The following is a 16,762-nucleotide window of genomic DNA, read 5'->3' as shown; positions in this document are numbered from 1 at the left end:
TGGCCGGCGAGTGCGGGAGCCGCGCGGCACCCATGCCCCTCACTTAACCGCACAAATCGCGGAATTGGTATTGCTCACCACGGAAAGATACAAAAAAGAATGGCAAAAACGAAAGAAACCACCGCTAGTAGCGGTGAAACCAAATTTGTAGGAAGTGAAAAACTTCTGTGGGGTATCGTGCTCGCGGTGCTCACCTACTGGCTGTTTGCGGGGACACTCGGAAACCTAGTAACCGTTGTAGTTGCCGATATTGGCACGGAAAACATTTCCGAATCGGTAGTCTCGCTGGCTGCCCCGCTAGCCGGTTTGTTCTCCGGCCTCTTTATCGTAGTAATGGGCGGTTTGGGCGATAAAATCGGGCGCGTCAAGGTCACGCTTATTGGCATTGTGTTGAGCGCAATTGGTTCGCTCATGCTGGTTTTGGCGATGGGACCATTGGCTACCCCGCTGATGCTCGTGGGCCGCGCCTTGCAGGGCCTTTCCACGGCGTGCATTATGCCTTCCACCATGGCCCTGTTGAAGGCCTACTGGGATGGGCCGGCCCGCCAGCGCGCGGTGTCTATGTGGTCGATCGGTTCCTGGGGTGGTTCGGGCCTGGCCGCGCTGTTCGGCGGCCTCATATCCCAGCAACTGAACTGGCGCTGGATTTTCATTATTTCCATCGTGGTGTGCGTGTTCGCCTTCTTCATGATTCTGGGTACCCCGGAATCGAAGGCCGAAGTGGTAACGAAGAAGAAGTTCGACGTCGTTGGCCTCGTGGTCTTCCTGATCGCCTTGCTGGCCCTGATGGTGGCGCTCATGTTTGGCGCACAAATGCCCAATGGCGGTTGGGGCAGCCCGATTACGCTGGCCCTGTTCGCGATCGCCGTGGTGGGGATTATTATTTTTGTGCGCTGGGAGATGCACCAATCGAACCCCTTCATTGATTTCTCGCTGTTCAAGAACACCACGTTCACCGGGGCGACGATTTCGAACTTTATGATCAACGCGACCATCGGCCTGCTCAATGTTTCCCAACTCGTATTCCTGGGGGCACGCCCGCGCACGATCGAAGATTGCGGTACGGAACTGTGCCGGCAAAACTTTGTGGATCTGAACGGCGATGGGATTCATGACCAGTTCATGACCACCTGGGATGCTGGTCTGCTCACGATCACTTACGCGATCACGATTATTGCTTTCATTCGCGTGGGTGAAAAACTCCTGCAGCGTTTCGGCCCGCGCAAGCCCATGCTGTGGGGTTCGTGCATCGTGATTTTGGCTGGCGCCTGCCTCACCCCGACCTTCGTCAACCTGGGCACCTACAAGATTCTTGCCGTTATTGGTTATGGTCTGTTCGGTTTGGGCTTGGCTTTCTACGCCACGCCTTCCACCGACGCCGCACTGTCCAACTTGCCGTCCGAAAAGTCCGGTTCTGGTTCCGGTATTTACAAGATGGCTTCCTCGCTGGGCGGGGCAATCGGTTTGGCGCTTTCTCTTTCTATCTTCAACGCCCTCAAGGGTGGTGAAGGCCAGTCGGTTACGTATGCGCTGCAAATGTCTGGCGTGCAGGACAATACCTCGCTGCGGTTTGCCGGCATGGTGGTGATGCTCTTCAATATCCTGCTCACCTTGATCGCCATTATTTCGATTGCGGTGACGGTACCTAAGGGTGGCGGCACGCGGGATCTGGGTGTGGTGGCACCGAGCGCCGCACCGGAACCGCATCCTACCGACGACGAACAACGTCAGCAGATTATCGCCCACCTCTCCACACTCTCTATGGCGGAACTAGAAGCTCTGGAGCGGCAAGTCTTGACAAACCGGCTTCAAGATCTAGATAGAGAAGTGCTAGTCAAAATAGTGGACGAATATCAGAGTTAGAACCGCGAGGTTCTGACTATCCAGGCCAAGCCGGGCTGGTAGTAAACAACGAATTGGTTGTGGACGCCGGATTGATAGTGGACGCTGGATTGATAGTGGACACTGGATTGGTAGTGGACGCCGGATCGGTTGTGGACGCTGGATTGATAGCGGACGCCCGAGCGGTTGTAACTACCGGATTGGTTGTAACTACCGGATTGGTTGTAAACAAAAACCGGTGAATATGGCGATGCGAGCCGTGGGAGCAGACGCTCCCACGGCTCGCATTGTTAGTACTAAAGCTGTATTACGCGTGTGCCGCAGCGGCTGCGGCTCGAAGTTGCCGGCTGCGCCGCCGGCGCAGCGCTTTGCGCTCGTCTTCTGTAGCGCCGCCCCACACACCCGAATCTTGGCAAGAGGCTAGGGCGTAATCCAAGCACTGTTCGCGGACCGTGCAGCGTGAACACACTGCTTTGGCACGCTCTGCCTGTGCTAGTGCGGACGCCGAACTTCCAACTGGGAAAAACAGTTCGGGATCTTCTTTCAGACAGGCTGCTCGTACGCGCCAATCCATAGTGCCTCCTTCGCCCGCGTGTGGGCGTTCGTTTGACCCGCGCGATTATTATCTGGCGCGCGGCGCCACATCGCCCGGTTGGGGCGCTGTCAACAAAAATGCAACAACCGATCATTGCAGAGGGCACGGGCCAGGTAAAGAGGTGGAATGTGTGAGGTTTTGACAGCGCCGAAAGCGCGGAATTAGTGATAAGGGAAGTAGTTACCCTCCCGCAGAATTTATTCTGCACTCCTGGACCCTCCTCGAGCCCACCCGTATATTTCAAGCCCGCCCGTATATTCCAAGCCCACCCGTAATATTGCCGGTGGTTGGAAGCGCCGATGCGCAATGCTTAGAAGGACATGTCGCCGGGGTTTACGAGCCCGGAGGCGAAGGCTAGGACCACTGCTTGTACCCGATCACGCACATGCAGTTTCGCAAAAATGCGGCCCACATGTGTTTTTACGGTTGCTTCGGCCACATCGAGGCATTCTGCAATTTCCGTGTTTGACTCCCCGCGGGCCATATGCGCCAAGACCTCCAACTCACGTTCGGTCAAACCGTCTAGGACGGAAGGATCGATGCGTTGGTCCTGGGCTTCCCGCGCGGCCACATGTGCCAGCAGGCGCTTGGTGGAAGTGGGCGCGATAACGGCGTCGCCGGAAAAGACAGTACGAATGGCGCGCAACATTTCTTCCGGCGGTGCATCTTTGACGAGGAACCCGGAAGCGCCCGCGGTAACCGCGCCTATCATGTACTCATCGAGGTCAAAGGTGGTGAGCACGATAACTTTAGGGTGTGCGCCGTGAGAATATTCGGTGCTCGTGATGCGCCGGGTGGCTTCTAAGCCGTCGAGTTTGGGCATGCGCACATCCATGAGAACTACATCCACGGGCACAACTTCAAGACGTTGCAGCGCGAGTTCCCCATCGGGAGCTTCCAAAACTACTTTCATATCGTCTTGGGAATCGATAACCATGGAAAAACCGGTGCGAACAAGCTGCTGATCATCGATAATTCCCACGCGGATCAGTGGTTTTTGCGCGGCCATTTCCGAACTTTCTGCCGGATCCTGCGCCTTTACAGTTCCCACGGTGACCTCCTTACCGCCTCCGCCGGCGGTATCGCGCTAACCTCACACGGCAGCCAGTTTATGTGCTTTGCGCAATATGCACGCCGGTTGCCAGATGCCCTTGCCAGGCTCGTGTTCAACCTGCCATATGTTTGGCCTGGTGTGCGTTTAACCTGGCACGTGTTTAGCCTGGTGTGCGTTTAGCCTGCCATGTGCCCTGCCCAATAGGTTAGCGGAAATCGGTACTTTTCTGCCCCGGGGTGGGGAGGTGTGCTTGCACGCGCCACCCGTAATCGCCTAAGGGGCCAGCCATAAGCGTGCCGCCAAAGGCCGCGGCCCGTTCTCGCATCCCAATAATCCCGTTCCCACCCGCAGAATTACCAATTCCGCGATTTCTGCCGGGCAGGTGAGGGGCATTTAAATCGGAATTAGTGGGCGCGGGCGGCGAATAAGAGTTACCAGCGGAGGCGAGAGTCGAATCGGAACGTTTGGCCGCGCGGGTAACTAAATCGGAGCTTTTGACGGCGCGGGGAGCGGGGTCGGAACTAGTAGCGGCGGTGGGGGCGTGCTCACCGCGGTCGTTATCGACGGTGAGCGTCACCCCCTCCGAGGTTTGGGTGAGGGTAATCGCAATCCGGGCATCGCGCGGTGCATGTTTGAGCACATTCGTCACTGCTTCTTGGCAGATGCGATACAGGGCAGCGGAAGTGCCCGATGGCAAAACTGTAATATCGCCCACTTCCGCGAATTCTACAGTGCGGCCCGTAGCGCGAATGTCTTCCACCAGCTGGCCCAAATCGCTTACCTCCGGGGTGGGTACCAGCGGTGCTCCATCATTTCCTTCCCGTAAAACTCCGATAATCGTGCGAATATCGGAGAGGGCAGAGCGGCTTATTTTGGAGATCTTTTCGAGTGCTTGCACGGGCGCCGCGGGGTCTTTCTGGGCGGCATACCGGCCGCCGTCCGCCTGCGCAATCACTACGGAAAGCGTGTGGGCAACGACGTCGTGCATGTCCCGCGCAATCCGGTTACGTTCCGCTAAGACGGCGATCCGCGCGCTTTGTTCAGCCTCACGCCGAGCTGCTTCCGCTTCCGCATCGATCTGCCGCAAGCGCGCAAAATCGTTCGCGCGGGAACGCCCTAATATAAAACCCGCTAAGGAGAAAGTGAGGAAGAGGATTACTTCTAAGAGGAAGAAAACCTGGGCGTCTTGCAAAGACCTTCCCCAAGCAAAAGCGGAAGCAAGAATCATGCAGACGAGGCTTACTATTACGCCGTAGCGGGTCCAAGATTTGCCGTAGGCTCCAACCCCGTAGAGCACCATTCCCGCAACTAAATAGTCCAGTTCGGGGAAAGCAAAAGTTCCCAATAGGTAGTTTGCGCTATAGGAAACGGTCATAATAATGAGCGCAATTTCCGGATGGGTGCGGCGCAGGAGCAGGCAGGTGAAAATCGCGAGGAAGACCAGTACCTGCATAACATAATCTAGCGGCGAGAAGGCCGGCATATCGGTATCCAGCAGATAGAACCCCATGGGCCCAAACACGATTTTGAAAATCAGAATGCACAGGGCGAGGGCCAAATCCAAGGGGCTAAAACCTGCGATCCGCAGAATTTTGTCGCGTTCCACGCCGCTACTGTAACGCGCTTTTGGGTACGGAATGGATAGGTTTTCTCCGCCTGTAGCCGGATAGAGGTAGGCCCGAAGTCGTAGTAAGGGGCGCGGGGTTTGCCGCTGCGCGGACTAATTCCGCGGTTTGTGTTTTTGCAGATATCGCGGAATTAGCACGCGCGTAGGTACCAATTCCGCGGTTTGTGTGGGTGCGGATTTCGCGGAATTAGTATTCCTTGGGCACCAATTCCGCGGTTTGTGTACGCGGTACCGGCCGGCCCGTGGCATGCGCGATACGCTGGGTGTATGTGTGGCAGATATGCGTTATTTCAGCCGACGCAGGGCGTGCAGCTCCAATTTCAATTCGAATTTGCGGACCCTGCGGCCACAAATCTTGCGCCGAATTACAACGTTGCTCCGACCGCGAATGTCCCCATCGTGGTGGAACATTACGGGCGGCCGGTGGGGGAGCCCCGCGGCGGCGTCGTACCGGAACCGCAGGGAGCGGTGCGTGAACTTTTACTATCCCGCTGGGGCTTGGTGCCCGGCTGGGCACGGGCGGGTGGCAACGGGCCGGTGCTGTTCAACGCGCGGCTGGAAACGGCAGCGGAGAAACCGAGTTTTGCGGAATCTATGGCAAAACGGCGATGCATTTTCCCGATGAATGGCTATTTTGAATGGCAAACACGGCAAGGGGATAAACAACCGTTTTATATTTCTGTGCCTACGACGCCGTTACGCGGAGAGGCCGAGGAAAACGGCGGGGTTCCGAAACTTGGGGGAGCAGCAGAAACCGCGGAATTGGTGCGGAAGTATGGCACCGAAACCGCGGAAAAGGTAGGAGAGCCTGGCACCGAAACCGCGGAAAAGGTGCAAGAGCGGGGAAGTGGAGCCACACCGGAACTTTTGGGAATGGCAGGTTTGTATTCCTGGTGGAGAAAGCCGGGCGGTGCGTGGTTGCTTTCCGCCACAATTTTGACCCGGCCGACGCAAGAAAACCTGCGGCATATTCATCATCGTGAACCGGTGGCGCTCCGCTCCGAGGAATACGCGGTTTGGCTAGATCCGAATTTGCAGGATGGCGCGGCCGCGCGTGAACTATTGCGGCGCCCGGCTCCGCTCTTGGAAGCGGTAGCGGTGCGGCAGGAAGTGAACAATGTGCGAAATAACTCGCCAGAAAATGTGCGTCCGTTGCACGATTGAGTGAGTATCTAGCGGCGCTGGGCGGGGGAGTATGCGCGCAGCACCACGTACACAAACCGCGGAATTGGTACCTACCGCGCGGGCTAATTCCGCGATATCTGCAAAAACACAAACCGCGGAATTGGTGCGAGCGGGAATCGGCAGGGAAAAGCGAACGAAAATGAGGGACAATAGGGCCCGTGATGGAAAAAGTGCGTAATACTCGTCGGTTCGTTGATAGCCCTGCGGCTGCCCCTGGTAGTGGCAGCACTTCTGCTACCGGTTCCGCTAGCGAAGCTCCGGCCGAAAATCTTACGGAGGAAGCAGCGCGCCAGCGGTTAGCCGAACTCGCGCCGATTGCGGCAAGTGCACAGGAAGCCTATTACGCAGAAAGTAACGAGAGTCCGCTCACGGATGCCCGTTATGACGAACTGGTCCACGAAATGCGGCGCTTGGAAGCCGCTTTTCCAAACCTGTCCAGTCCGGACTCACCGGCCCAGCGGGTGGGCGCGAAGATTTCTGATTCGCCGTTCAAAACTATTCCGCACCTTTCCCAAATGTATTCCTTGGAAGATGTTTTCTCGCTGGCGGAACTGCGGGAATGGTATGAAGAACGCGCCGCAGAAACACCGGGCGAAAGCCTGGAAGTAACCACGGAAGCAAAAATTGATGGCCTTGCCGTCAACCTGCGTTACGAAAATGGTGAGCTTACCGTGGGTGCTACGCGCGGCGACGGCGTAAACGGTGAAGACACCACCGCCAACATCAAAACGATCCGCGCCATTCCGAAACGTTTGCGCGGTGCGGACGTGCCGGAACTCATAGAAGTGCGCGGTGAAGTGTTTTTCCCCCTCCGCGAGTTCGCAAAACTCAACGAGCAGCGGCGCCGCGCAGTGGAAGAAGCGGAAGCGGAACTCGAAGAAGGCCTAAGTTTCGAGCAGCGCCGCCGCGCCCGCGCCGTCATCGCAAATATGCAGCCCTTTGCGAATCCACGTAACGCGGCGGCCGGGTCCTTGCGGCAAAAAGATCCCTCTGTCACCGCCTCGCGCCCGCTTTCTTTTATTGCGCACGGGGTGGGCGAAATTCGCGGTATTCCCGCTTCCCGGGAAACCGAGCTTTCCACACAAACGGGGCTCTACCAGGCGTTTTCTGAGTGGGGTATCCCGATTTCGCCCTATAACCAACTTGCTGATTCGTGGGAAGAAATCGAAGAATTTGTCAATAACCTCGCCACCCACCGTAGCGATTTACTGCACGGTATCGACGGCGCGGTTCTGAAAGTCAATACGCGGAGCTTGCAAAGCAGCCTGGGCGAAACTTCGCGCGTGCCGCGCTGGGCCGTCGCTTTCAAATACCCACCGGAGGAAGTAGAAACCCGTCTCCTCGATATTCGCGTTCACGTTGGCCGCACCGGCCGCGTCACCCCGTATGCAGTTATGGAACCCGTGGTTGTGGACGGTTCCACAGTTTCCCAGGCTACGTTGCATAACCAGGAAGAAGTGGCCCGAAAAGAAGTAAAAATTGGGGACATTGTAATTTTGCGAAAAGCTGGGGATATAATCCCGGAAATTCTCGGACCGGTAAAAGCGCGCCGGCAAGGCGATGAACGCACCTGGAAAATGCCGGAAAACTGCCCGGTTTGCGGGCACAAACTAGCGCCCGCCAAGGAAGGCGATGTGGACTTGCGCTGTCCGAACGCGAAATCCTGCCCTTCGCAGCTCACTGAACGCGTTGCCCATGCTGGCTCGCGCGGCGCTCTAGATATCGAACGCCTGGGCGCCGAAACCGCGTTGTGGCTCACTAATCCGGAGGCACGCCGTGAAGATGCTCTCACCGCGCTGACGCGTGGCAAAGCCCTCTGGTTCGAAGGGGAAGACGGTACTGACCGGCGCGTTTATATTGGCCGCGAAGGCGCTCGCGAAATGGGATTGATCGATGAAACAGGTGCCCTGCAAGATTCCCAAGAGGTAATTCCACCCGCGCTACAAGCCGAGCTGGGGATCCCAGCCCCGCAAAGTCCAGTTCTCAAAAACGAGGCCGGACTTTTTGAAATCACCGTGGAATCCGTGCGTGATGTGTGGATTTGGCGGGAACTGTCCCGGGATGTCAAAGCGAAGGGCAGCACAGAAATAAAACGCGCGGGGGATTGGCAATATGAACGCGCTGCGTGGCTTGCCCCGCGCTGGAGCGACCGGAAAAATGGTCCAAATAAACAAACCACTCCTTCCAAACCTGGGAAAACGATTGAGACCTTGGTCGAGGAAATCGAAAACGCAAAAACAAAAGAACTATGGCGCAAGCTCGTGGCACTCTCGATCCGCCATGTGGGGCCCACCGCGGCTCGCGAACTGGCCCGCGCGTATGGCTCTTTAGACGCCTTGCAGGCGGCCAGCCTAGAAGAACTCGAACAGGTGGAAGGTGTAGGCACGATTATTGCCGAATCCTTCCGCAACTGGTTTACCGTGGATTGGCACCGCGAAATCATTGCGCGGTGGACGGCCGCGGGCGTCGTATGGCAAGATCCGGAACCGGCACCAGCGTTGGCCGAAGCCGGTAGCGCCGCTAGCGTTAGCGGGACGGACGTCGGTGGTACCGGTGGGGCTAGCGCTAGCAGTACCGGTGTTGGTGCTAGCGGTGCTAGCGCAACCGGTGCGGTTGCGCAAACTTTGGCGGGAATGCGGATTGTGGTTACCGGCGGGCTGGAGGGTTACACGCGCGATTCGGTGCGGGCCACTATCGAGGCGCACGGTGGGCGTGCTCCCGGCTCGGTTTCCAAGCGAACGACGGCGGTAGTCGTTGGCGAAAAGCCAGGTTCAAATGCGGATAAAGCCCGGAAACTTGGAATCCCGATCCTTACCGAAGCCCAGTTCAACGAGCTTTTGCAAACCGGCGAATTACCCGCCGCGGAAAACTAAGCGAAAAGGCACGGCAAAAAGGCACAGCGAAAAGGCACAGCTAAAAGGCACTGCGAAAAGACACAGTGAAAAGGCGCGGCAAAAGGCACTGCAAAAAAGCACTGCAAAAGGCACTGCGAAAAGGCGCGGCAAAAGGCACTGCGAAATAGGTGCCAGGGGGCCGGGCTGGCTCCGGGGTAGGCAGGCCAGGCAAAGCCAAACCTAGAGGAGTGGGGCGAGAGGGCGGAGAATCGATTCGGTTACGCGTGCGAGCGTGCCGCGCTTGTTCCATTCTTCGAGGGTAAGTTCGAAGGTGTTTGTGAGGTCCACCAGGAAGAGTTTCTCCATCACGCGCGCAAGATCGTCGGAAAAGATCGACATGTTGATTTCGAAGTTTCCGCGCAGGGACAAGCGGTCAATGTTCGCGGTGCCGATGGTGGACCAATGTCCGTCTACCGTCATCGTTTTGGCGTGAATCATCGCCTCTCGGTAGAGGAACATGCGCACCCCGGATTCCAAAAGACGCTCATAATGCGGCCGGCCCACCCAATCTGTATAAATATGGTTTGAATATTGGGGGATGAGGATACGCACGTCCACACCGCGCTGGGCAGCGCCAGTAAGCGCATCGAGCATGGGATCGTCCGGAATAAAATAGCCCATCGTCATCCACGCGCGATCCTTTGCCCTGGCTAGAGCGTCAATGTATAGCGCGGCTATGGGGTAAACATTTTGGGCGGGCGAGTTATGCACCGCCCGCAACGCCGGATTCCATCTGTGGCCCGGCTCGATTTCTAAACGCGGGTGTTTGCGTTGGCGATAGGAGTTCCACATTTCCGTGAATGCCGCTTCTAGCTCCCACACCCCGGGCCCGGCAATCCTCATATGCGTATCACGCCACTTGGTGCCGTAAATTGTGCCGATGTTGTATCCGCCCACGTATCCCACGCGGCCATCAACCACCATAATCTTGCGGTGATCACGGCCCTTATCGCGCGAACGTCCAGTAAAGATTCCGGTGCGCACGAGCGGGAAGTTCATCCAATGCAGATTTTTCTGCGCCGGGGGATGGCGGAAACATGGATCTTGATTTAGGTTTCCCCAGGTGTCTAGCAGCACATGCACGCGTACGCCGCGGCGTGCCGCGCGCTGGAAAGCCTCTCGGAAACGGTAACCCCACGCGTCTGCCTTCAAAATAAACATTTCGAAGTACACGTATTCTTTGGCCTTTTCGATATCGGCCAGCATCGCTTCGTACAGATCGCGCCCGTAAGTGAAAATTAAGGTCTCGTTTTCGCCCACGTTTGCCGGTTGCGGCGGCAAATGCGGAAACTCACCGGTAGGTGGCGTGCGGCGTTTACGAGCTTCATCAATAGCTACAACAGCGCCGGTAGCGATAACTGGCGCTGCCGCCGTGGCTATCGCGCCCCACTTTAGAGCTTTCCGCGCTCGCGGGTTTAGCTTGACCATGGGCTTCACTTTAGACGCCGCCGGCTTTCTGTGCCTACAGATGCCTCACATCGGCGGGCCTGGATTTTCGCCCGAAGGGCAGTTTGAGCTGGGCTCATGGTATTTCCGAAGCACCGAAGATGTTTGGAGAATGTTTGGGGATTATTTCCGGAGCCGCCGGAGCCGCCGCAGATTTCGCGGAATTGGTTGCCGTGATGAAGTTTGGGTGCCGGTTTTGGGGCGGAACAGTTTCGCGGAATTGGTGCCTGCGAATGCTAATTCCGCGATATTTGCAAAAACACAAACCGCGGAATTGGTGCGGCCGCAATGCGGTGTGTTTCCGCCACGGGCCGCCCGGTCATCTACACTTGGGGTTATGTCGTCATTTTCCAAAGAACGGGTCGCGCATATCGCAGACCTTGCACGAATAAGCTTGACGGAAGACGAAGCTCGGCAGATGTCCACCGAACTTGAAGCAGTCGAAGAGTGGGTTAAAGCCGTTTCTGAGGTTGCCGGCCCGGATATTCCGGGAACCGTGAACCCCCTTCCGATTGAAGACGTGACGCGGCCGGACGTCCCGGGAGAAACGCTCGATCGCGACGAATTGCTCGCGGCCGCTCCCGCCGCAGAGGACGGTAAATTCCTGGTTCCGCAAATTCTGGGAGGCGAATAGTGAAAGACGTGCTGAAGAAAACGGCGGCAGAGCTTTCGGTGCTGCTCCGCGCGCGGGAACTGACCTCCGTGGAGCTGACCGAAGCAGTGCTCGAGCGCATCGCCGCCGTCGACCCGAAAATCAATGCCTTTTTGTATGTAGATCGGGAAGGGGCTCTCGCCACGGCGCGGGAGGTTGACGCCGCTCGGGAAGCAGGGGAAGCCCTGCATCCACTGGCCGGCATTCCGATTGCCATTAAGGATAATATTGTTACGCGTGGTGTGCCGACGACGGCGGCCTCCAAGATTCTGGAAGGCTGGAAACCACCGTACGATGCCACGGTGATTCAGAAGATCAAGGCGGCAAAGTTGCCGATCGTCGGAAAGACTAATCTGGACGAATTCGCCATGGGGTCTTCCACCGAACATTCGGCTTTCGGGGCTACGAAAAACCCCTGGGATACCAGCCGTATTCCGGGTGGGTCCGGCGGAGGTAGCGCGGCCGCGGTCAGCGCATTTATGGTGCCCTGGGCACTCGGTTCAGATACGGGCGGTTCCATCCGGCAACCGGGTGCGGTAACCGGAACCGTGGGGGCCAAACCCACTTACGGAGCCGTTTCGCGCTTCGGTTTGATCGCCATGGCTTCGTCCTTGGATCAGATCGGCCCGGTGGCACGCACGGTAGAAGACGCCGCCCTCCTGCAAGAACTCATCTCCGGGCACGACCCGCACGATTCCACGTCCTTGCCTGATCCGGTAGCAGAATTGGCAGCTGCTGCTCGCACTGGCGCGCAGTCTGTTGCCGCAGCTTCTGCCGAATCCGGAACTTCTGGCGCCGAGCCGGTTGCAGCTGCCGGAACTTCTGACGCCGAGGATGCCGAGTCTGCAGCCGCAGCTTCTGGCACGGATAGCGCCCAACCGCTTGCTGGTTTGCGGATTGGCTTGGTAGCAGAACTGGAAGGCGAAGGGTACCAGGAAGGGGTTTTGGCTTCCTTCCATGCCGCAGTGGAGAAGCTCGAAGCGCTCGGTGCACAAACCGTGGAAATCTCCTGCCCGTCATTTACGTACGCTTTGCCAGCCTATTACCTGATTCAGCCGGCTGAAGTTTCTTCGAACCTGGCGCGGTTTGATGGGATGCGTTACGGAATTCGCGTAGAACCGAAGAAAGGCCCGGTCACTGCGGAAACGGTGATGCGAGCAACCCGGGCGGCCGGTTTTGGGCATGAGGTGAAGCGGCGCATTATTTTGGGCACGCAAGTGCTTTCCGCCGGTGCTTATGACCAATTCTACGGCGCCGCGCTCAAGGTCCGCACGCTCGTGCAACGTGACCTGGAGAAAGCCTTCACGCAGGCTGATGTGATTCTTTCGCCCACCGCTCCGGAAGTAGCTTTCGAATTCGGCGCGAAGTCCGATGATCCGTTGGCCATGTACCTCAATGATGCTTCGACAATCCCCGCCAATCTGGCGGGCGTGCCGGCCATGTCCGTGCCGAGCGGGCTGGCGGACGGCTTGCCCGTGGGCCTGCAGGTAATGGCTCCAGCCCGGGCCGATGCACTCATGTACAAGGTGGCTGGAATCGTGGAAAAGGTGTGCGGACGTTTGGCCGCCACCTCGCCGGCACAGAACTGGGAGGAATAAGTAATGGATGAATTGATGGATTTTGACGAGGCCATTGCTCGGTTCGATCCCGTGATTGGTCTGGAAGTGCACGTGGAGCTGTCCACGGAAACCAAAATTTTCGACGCCGCGCCCGTGGCTTTCGGCCACGAACCGAATACGGACATTCAGCCCGTATCCGTGGGGTTGCCGGGCTCGCTCCCGGTGCTGAATAAAGCCGCCGTCGAATATGCGGTACGGCTCGGCCTGGCACTGAACTCGAAAATCAACCCGTGTTCGCGTTTCGACCGCAAGAATTATTTCTACCCGGACTTACCGAAGGCATATCAGATCACCCAGAACTTCAGCCCGATTATTTTGGGTGGATATCTGGATGTGGAACTGGCTGACGGCACGCCGTATCGGTTCCCGATCGAACACGCGCACCTGGAAGAAGACGCCGGAAAGAACACGCACGTGGGCGCCGCGGACGGTCGGCTCGCGGGCGCTAAGTATTCGCTCGTTGATTACAACCGCGCCGGCGTTCCGCTGATTGAAATCGTTTCCGAACCAGCTACCGGGGTGGGGAAGAACGCGCCGGAAATTGCTGGGGCGTATGTGCGGGGGATCCGCGAGATTGTGCGGGCACTCGGCATTTCGGAAGGCCGCATGGAACGCGGTAATATCCGCGCCGACGTCAACGTTTCCCTACGCGAATCCCCGGATGCTCCGTTTGGCACTCGTACCGAAACGAAGAACGTCAATTCCTTCCGCGGGATCGAAAACACCATCCGCTACGAAATTCAGCGGCAGGCTGCGATTTTGGCCGCAGGTGGGGAAATACAGCAGGAAACCCGTAACTATTCCGATACGATTAGCGGCACGCTTCCCGGGCGGGTCAAGTCCGACGCCGATGACTACCGCTATTTCCCGGATCCCGATTTGGTGCCCGTTATCTGCACGGAAGAAATGGTGGCTGAGATTCGCGAATCTATGCCGGAATTGCCGGCCGCGAAAAAGGCCCGCGTGCAAAAGGAATGGGAGCTTTCGGATGAAGAATTGCGCGATGTAGTGAGTGCCGGTGCGCTCGAACCGATCGAAGCTTCCGTGCAAGCTGGTGCCAGCCCGGCCGGGGCGCGCAAATGGTGGATGGGGCAAATCGCCGTCTATGCCAAGGATCACGCGATCGAATTGGAAGATGCGCCTATCACCCCGCAAGCTGTGGCCGAACTTGACGAACTAGTAACCAGCGGCAAGCTCACCGATAAGCTTGCCCGCCAAGCCTTGGACGGCGTGCTCGCCGGAGAAGGCAGCCCGCAAGAGGTGGTAAAGGCGCGCGGCCTTGAGGTGGTTTCCGACGCCGGAGAAATCGAAAGAATCGTGGACGAGGCCCTCGCCGCCCAGCCCGACGTGCTTGAGAAGATCAAGGACGGAAAGGTGAAGGCAGCTGGTGCAATAGTTGGTGCCGTAATGAAGGCCACCCGGGGCAAGGCAGATGCCGCACAGGTAAATAAGATCATTCTGCAAAAAGCAGGTATCGAAAGCTAAGCCTGCGGGCACTAAAGCAGCACCTGCCGGTATCGAAAACTGAATCTGCAGGCGCTAAAGCTGAAACGGCAGGCCAGGATGAGATACCGGCAGACCCGGATGAGATAAACATGAACGCGGCAAGGCCTTCTGGCTTTGCCGCGTTCTGTACAAAGTGACCGGTTCTATATGAGGTAAGACAGTTTTACACAGGGTGGCCGGAACGGGTCAGCCAGAACAGGGCGGCCGGAACATGGTTGTCAGAACATGGCGGCCGGAACAGGGCGGCCGGAACACGGCGGCCGGAACGGGATTGACCGGAAGCGGGATAAACCGGAGCCGGGGGAAACGAAAACGAAAGGAAGCCCGATGGGCGTATCGGTAAGTTACACATTGCGAATTACAGTTAAGTCCCCTGCGGCCGTGACCACTGCCGCGCTCGCAACCGCGGTAGAAAAAACCGGGGCGAAACTCACACAGCTGGAGAATATACGGCTAGAGAAAAACACGCAGCTAGAGAGCCCAGAGAAATTGCCGCATGCGGAAGGCCGCGAACTGCATGCTGCAGGCAGCTCAGATGACGAATCGGAAAAGCAACCTTGCACCGATCCGAATCCTGACCAGCGCGTGGTGCTCCTCACAGTTGACTGCGCTTCCGCCTCTCACCAAGAGGAAGTGGTGGCAGCTTTGCAGGCCGTCCCGAAGGCCGAAGTTTGCGGTACCGAAGATGAAGTCTTCGCCCTCCACGAAGGCGGAAAACTGACCACGGAGTTGCGTGCCCCACTCGAAGATATGACGACCCTCGCCCGGGTTTATTCGCCGGGCGTGGCCCGGGTATGCACGGCCATTAACCGCGAACCTGCACTCGCGCGCCGGTATACGATCCGGCGCAATACGGTCGCTATCGTCTCTGATGGCACGGCGGTGCTCGGGCTTGGCGATATCGGGCCCGCCGCCGCGCTTCCCGTGATGGAGGGGAAAGCCGCGCTTTTCAAGCGCTTCGCCGGGGTAGATGCCTGGCCGGTCGTGCTCGACACCAAAGATCCGGAAGAAATAATCCGCATCGTGAAAGCAATCGCTCCCGCATACGGCGGTATTAATCTGGAAGACATTTCCGCGCCGCGTTGCTTCGAAATCGAAAAACGCCTCCGTGCTGAACTAGATATTCCGGTATTCCACGACGACCAGCATGGCACCGCCGTCGTCGTGCTCGCCGCACTACGTAACGCACTGAAAGTGACCGGGAAAAACATCGACGATATTCGCATTGTGGTGAACGGCATTGGGGCGGCCGGGTGTGCGATTATTCGGCTCCTCACGGTGGCGGGTGCGCGCGATATCGTGCCGGTGGACCGCGCGGGCGTGCTGAAAACCGACGCTACCTACGAAAACCCCGCGTGGCAGGAAATCGCCCACACCACAAACCCCGCCGGCATTACGGGAACCTTGCGCGAAGCCATCGCCGGCGCCGACGTCTTTATCGGAGTTTCCGCCCCGAACCTGCTCACCGGTGCCGATATCGCCACCATGAACGCCAATGCGATCGTCTTCGCGCTTGCCAATCCGGTTCCCGAAGTTGACCCGGAAGAAGCGGGACGTTACGCCGCGGTAGTTGCCACCGGACGCTCAGACCTTCCGAATCAGATCAATAACGTTCTCGTGTTCCCCGGCCTGTTTAGAGGCCTACTTGATGCCGACGCCGCCGCCATCGACGACGCCATGCTCCTCGCCGCGGCTCGCGCGCTCGCGGATGTAGTGGGCGATGAAGTGCGGCCCGACTACGTAATTCCGACCGCCTTCGATTCGCGTATTGCGCCCGCCGTGGCTGAAGCTGTGCAAGACAGCGTGGAAAGAGCTGCGCCAAAGAGCGCGGGAGCGGCGAGCGAACGATAAGCGCTGGGCCTAGAAAATGCGAACGCGCTAAGGGCGTCGCAAAGTGCATACAACAAAGCTGAGAGGCTTGGGATACCACTAAAAGAGTGAGAACATCACGCGAAGCGCACCCCGGCAAAGTAGAAGTAAAGCAGCAAGATGAGGATGCAATAGGAGGTTACTGGGCGGTTATGAGCGACTACTAGGTTTATAAGGAGCTTGGTACTAGCGAAATTAGCGGTCGCTGCCAGATAACGAAGACTCTGCAGGCCCCTCGGGCTTGCAGAGTCTTTTGCCCTAAGAAGCGGCGGGTGTGGGTGGGGCGGAGGCAGAAAGATGAACCTGTGCCTGACTAAGAGACCGTCAGACTGGGTTACGGGCCGGTGAACCCGAAGTAAATCAGTCTGGTTGGTTTGTGTTTTTGTTGTGTTGGTGGGGTTTTGTGGGTGTGTGTTTGGTGTCACTGGGGTTTTGGTTTGTGTTTTTGGGGTGGGGTGGGTATTGTTTTCTGC

Annotated in this window: 11 protein-coding genes; 7 read left to right on the top strand and 4 right to left on the bottom strand. The window is 57.8% G+C overall.

The genetic code is table 11. From position 1 onward, the window contains the following. Window positions 1–99 precede the first annotated feature (99 nt). Window positions 100–1,863 (top strand): MFS transporter, encoded by a 1,764-nt coding sequence (locus BLT47_RS06625; protein ID WP_074663035.1) that lies wholly within the window; start codon window positions 100–102, stop codon window positions 1,861–1,863. Window positions 1,864–2,149: 286 nt separating this feature from the next. On the opposite strand, the gene BLT47_RS06620 is transcribed toward BLT47_RS06625, so the two are convergent. The 3 genes from BLT47_RS06620 to BLT47_RS06610 all read right to left on the bottom strand — a co-directional run bounded on the left by BLT47_RS06620 (window position 2,150) and on the right by BLT47_RS06610 (window position 5,097). After that, the gene (locus BLT47_RS06620) at window positions 2,150–2,416 is read right to left on the bottom strand and encodes a WhiB family transcriptional regulator (RefSeq protein WP_049620462.1); all 267 of its coding nucleotides are present in this window, start codon (window positions 2,414–2,416) and stop codon (window positions 2,150–2,152) included. A 331-nt stretch (window positions 2,417–2,747) separates the two neighbouring features. Next, window positions 2,748–3,446 carry a response regulator gene (locus tag BLT47_RS06615; protein WP_049620469.1) on the bottom strand — a complete coding sequence of 233 codons (699 nt, stop codon included), beginning with the start codon at window positions 3,444–3,446 and terminating at the stop codon, window positions 2,748–2,750. 250 nt (window positions 3,447–3,696) lie between these two features. Continuing rightward, the gene (locus tag BLT47_RS06610; RefSeq protein WP_074663032.1) at window positions 3,697–5,097 is read right to left on the bottom strand and encodes a sensor histidine kinase; all 1,401 of its coding nucleotides are present in this window, start codon (window positions 5,095–5,097) and stop codon (window positions 3,697–3,699) included. 288 nt (window positions 5,098–5,385) lie between these two features. Here BLT47_RS06610 and BLT47_RS06605 point away from each other — a divergent pair, with 288 nt between their 5' ends. Together BLT47_RS06605 and BLT47_RS06600 are read left to right on the top strand one after the other, a co-directional pair. After that, window positions 5,386–6,282 carry an SOS response-associated peptidase gene (locus tag BLT47_RS06605; RefSeq protein ID WP_143021803.1) on the top strand — a complete coding sequence of 299 codons (897 nt, stop codon included), beginning with the start codon at window positions 5,386–5,388 and terminating at the stop codon, window positions 6,280–6,282. A 182-nt stretch (window positions 6,283–6,464) separates the two neighbouring features. Then, the gene (locus tag BLT47_RS06600; protein WP_083330135.1) at window positions 6,465–9,176 is read left to right on the top strand and encodes an NAD-dependent DNA ligase LigA; all 2,712 of its coding nucleotides are present in this window, start codon (window positions 6,465–6,467) and stop codon (window positions 9,174–9,176) included. Between the two features lie 201 nt (window positions 9,177–9,377). Here BLT47_RS06600 and BLT47_RS06595 read toward each other — a convergent pair whose 3' ends face one another. Then, window positions 9,378–10,625, bottom strand: a complete 1,248-nt coding sequence (locus BLT47_RS06595; RefSeq protein WP_049620459.1) for a phospholipase D-like domain-containing protein — start codon at window positions 10,623–10,625, stop codon at window positions 9,378–9,380. 355 nt (window positions 10,626–10,980) lie between these two features. On the opposite strand from BLT47_RS06595, the gene gatC reads away from it, so the two are divergent. The 4 genes from gatC to BLT47_RS06575 all read left to right on the top strand — a co-directional run bounded on the left by gatC (window position 10,981) and on the right by BLT47_RS06575 (window position 16,271). Further along, the gene (gene gatC / locus BLT47_RS06590) at window positions 10,981–11,277 is read left to right on the top strand and encodes an Asp-tRNA(Asn)/Glu-tRNA(Gln) amidotransferase subunit GatC (RefSeq protein ID WP_049620467.1); all 297 of its coding nucleotides are present in this window, start codon (window positions 10,981–10,983) and stop codon (window positions 11,275–11,277) included. Beyond that, the gene (locus tag BLT47_RS06585) at window positions 11,277–12,893 is read left to right on the top strand and encodes an amidase family protein (protein ID WP_074663026.1); all 1,617 of its coding nucleotides are present in this window, start codon (window positions 11,277–11,279) and stop codon (window positions 12,891–12,893) included. Before gatC ends, BLT47_RS06585 begins: the two co-directional genes overlap by 1 nt. 3 nt (window positions 12,894–12,896) lie before the next feature. After that, complete coding sequence (gatB, locus tag BLT47_RS06580) at window positions 12,897–14,399, top strand: Asp-tRNA(Asn)/Glu-tRNA(Gln) amidotransferase subunit GatB (protein WP_074663023.1); 1,503 nt, start codon at window positions 12,897–12,899, stop codon at window positions 14,397–14,399. A gap of 348 nt (window positions 14,400–14,747) precedes the next feature. Next, entirely contained in the window at window positions 14,748–16,271 is a 1,524-nt protein-coding gene (locus BLT47_RS06575) for an NAD(P)-dependent malic enzyme (protein ID WP_083330140.1), read from the top strand. Window positions 16,272–16,762: the final 491 nt, after the last annotated feature.

Source organism: Actinobaculum suis (assembly GCF_900102025.1).
Classification (GTDB): Bacteria; Actinomycetota; Actinomycetes; order Actinomycetales; family Actinomycetaceae; genus Actinobaculum; species Actinobaculum suis.
The sequence above is the reverse complement of the archived record's forward strand: the minus strand, read 5'-3'. Positions and strand labels throughout refer to the sequence as shown.

Bases quoted from the DNA above. Each gene is read 5' to 3' on its own strand.
- BLT47_RS06625 (WP_074663035.1), top strand. From the start codon at position 100: ATGGCAAAAACGAAAGAAACCACCGCTAGTAGCGGTGAAACCAAATTT.
- BLT47_RS06620 (WP_049620462.1), bottom strand. From the start codon at position 2,416: ATGGATTGGCGCGTACGAGCAGCCTGTCTGAAAGAAGATCCCGAACTG.
- BLT47_RS06615 (WP_049620469.1), bottom strand. From the start codon at position 3,446: ATGGCCGCGCAAAAACCACTGATCCGCGTGGGAATTATCGATGATCAG.
- BLT47_RS06605 (WP_143021803.1), top strand. From the start codon at position 5,386: ATGTGTGGCAGATATGCGTTATTTCAGCCGACGCAGGGCGTGCAGCTC.
- BLT47_RS06600 (WP_083330135.1), top strand. From the start codon at position 6,465: ATGGAAAAAGTGCGTAATACTCGTCGGTTCGTTGATAGCCCTGCGGCT.
- BLT47_RS06595 (WP_049620459.1), bottom strand. From the start codon at position 10,625: ATGGTCAAGCTAAACCCGCGAGCGCGGAAAGCTCTAAAGTGGGGCGCG.
- gatC (WP_049620467.1), top strand. From the start codon at position 10,981: ATGTCGTCATTTTCCAAAGAACGGGTCGCGCATATCGCAGACCTTGCA.
- gatB (WP_074663023.1), top strand. From the start codon at position 12,897: ATGGATGAATTGATGGATTTTGACGAGGCCATTGCTCGGTTCGATCCC.
- BLT47_RS06575 (WP_083330140.1), top strand. From the start codon at position 14,748: ATGGGCGTATCGGTAAGTTACACATTGCGAATTACAGTTAAGTCCCCT.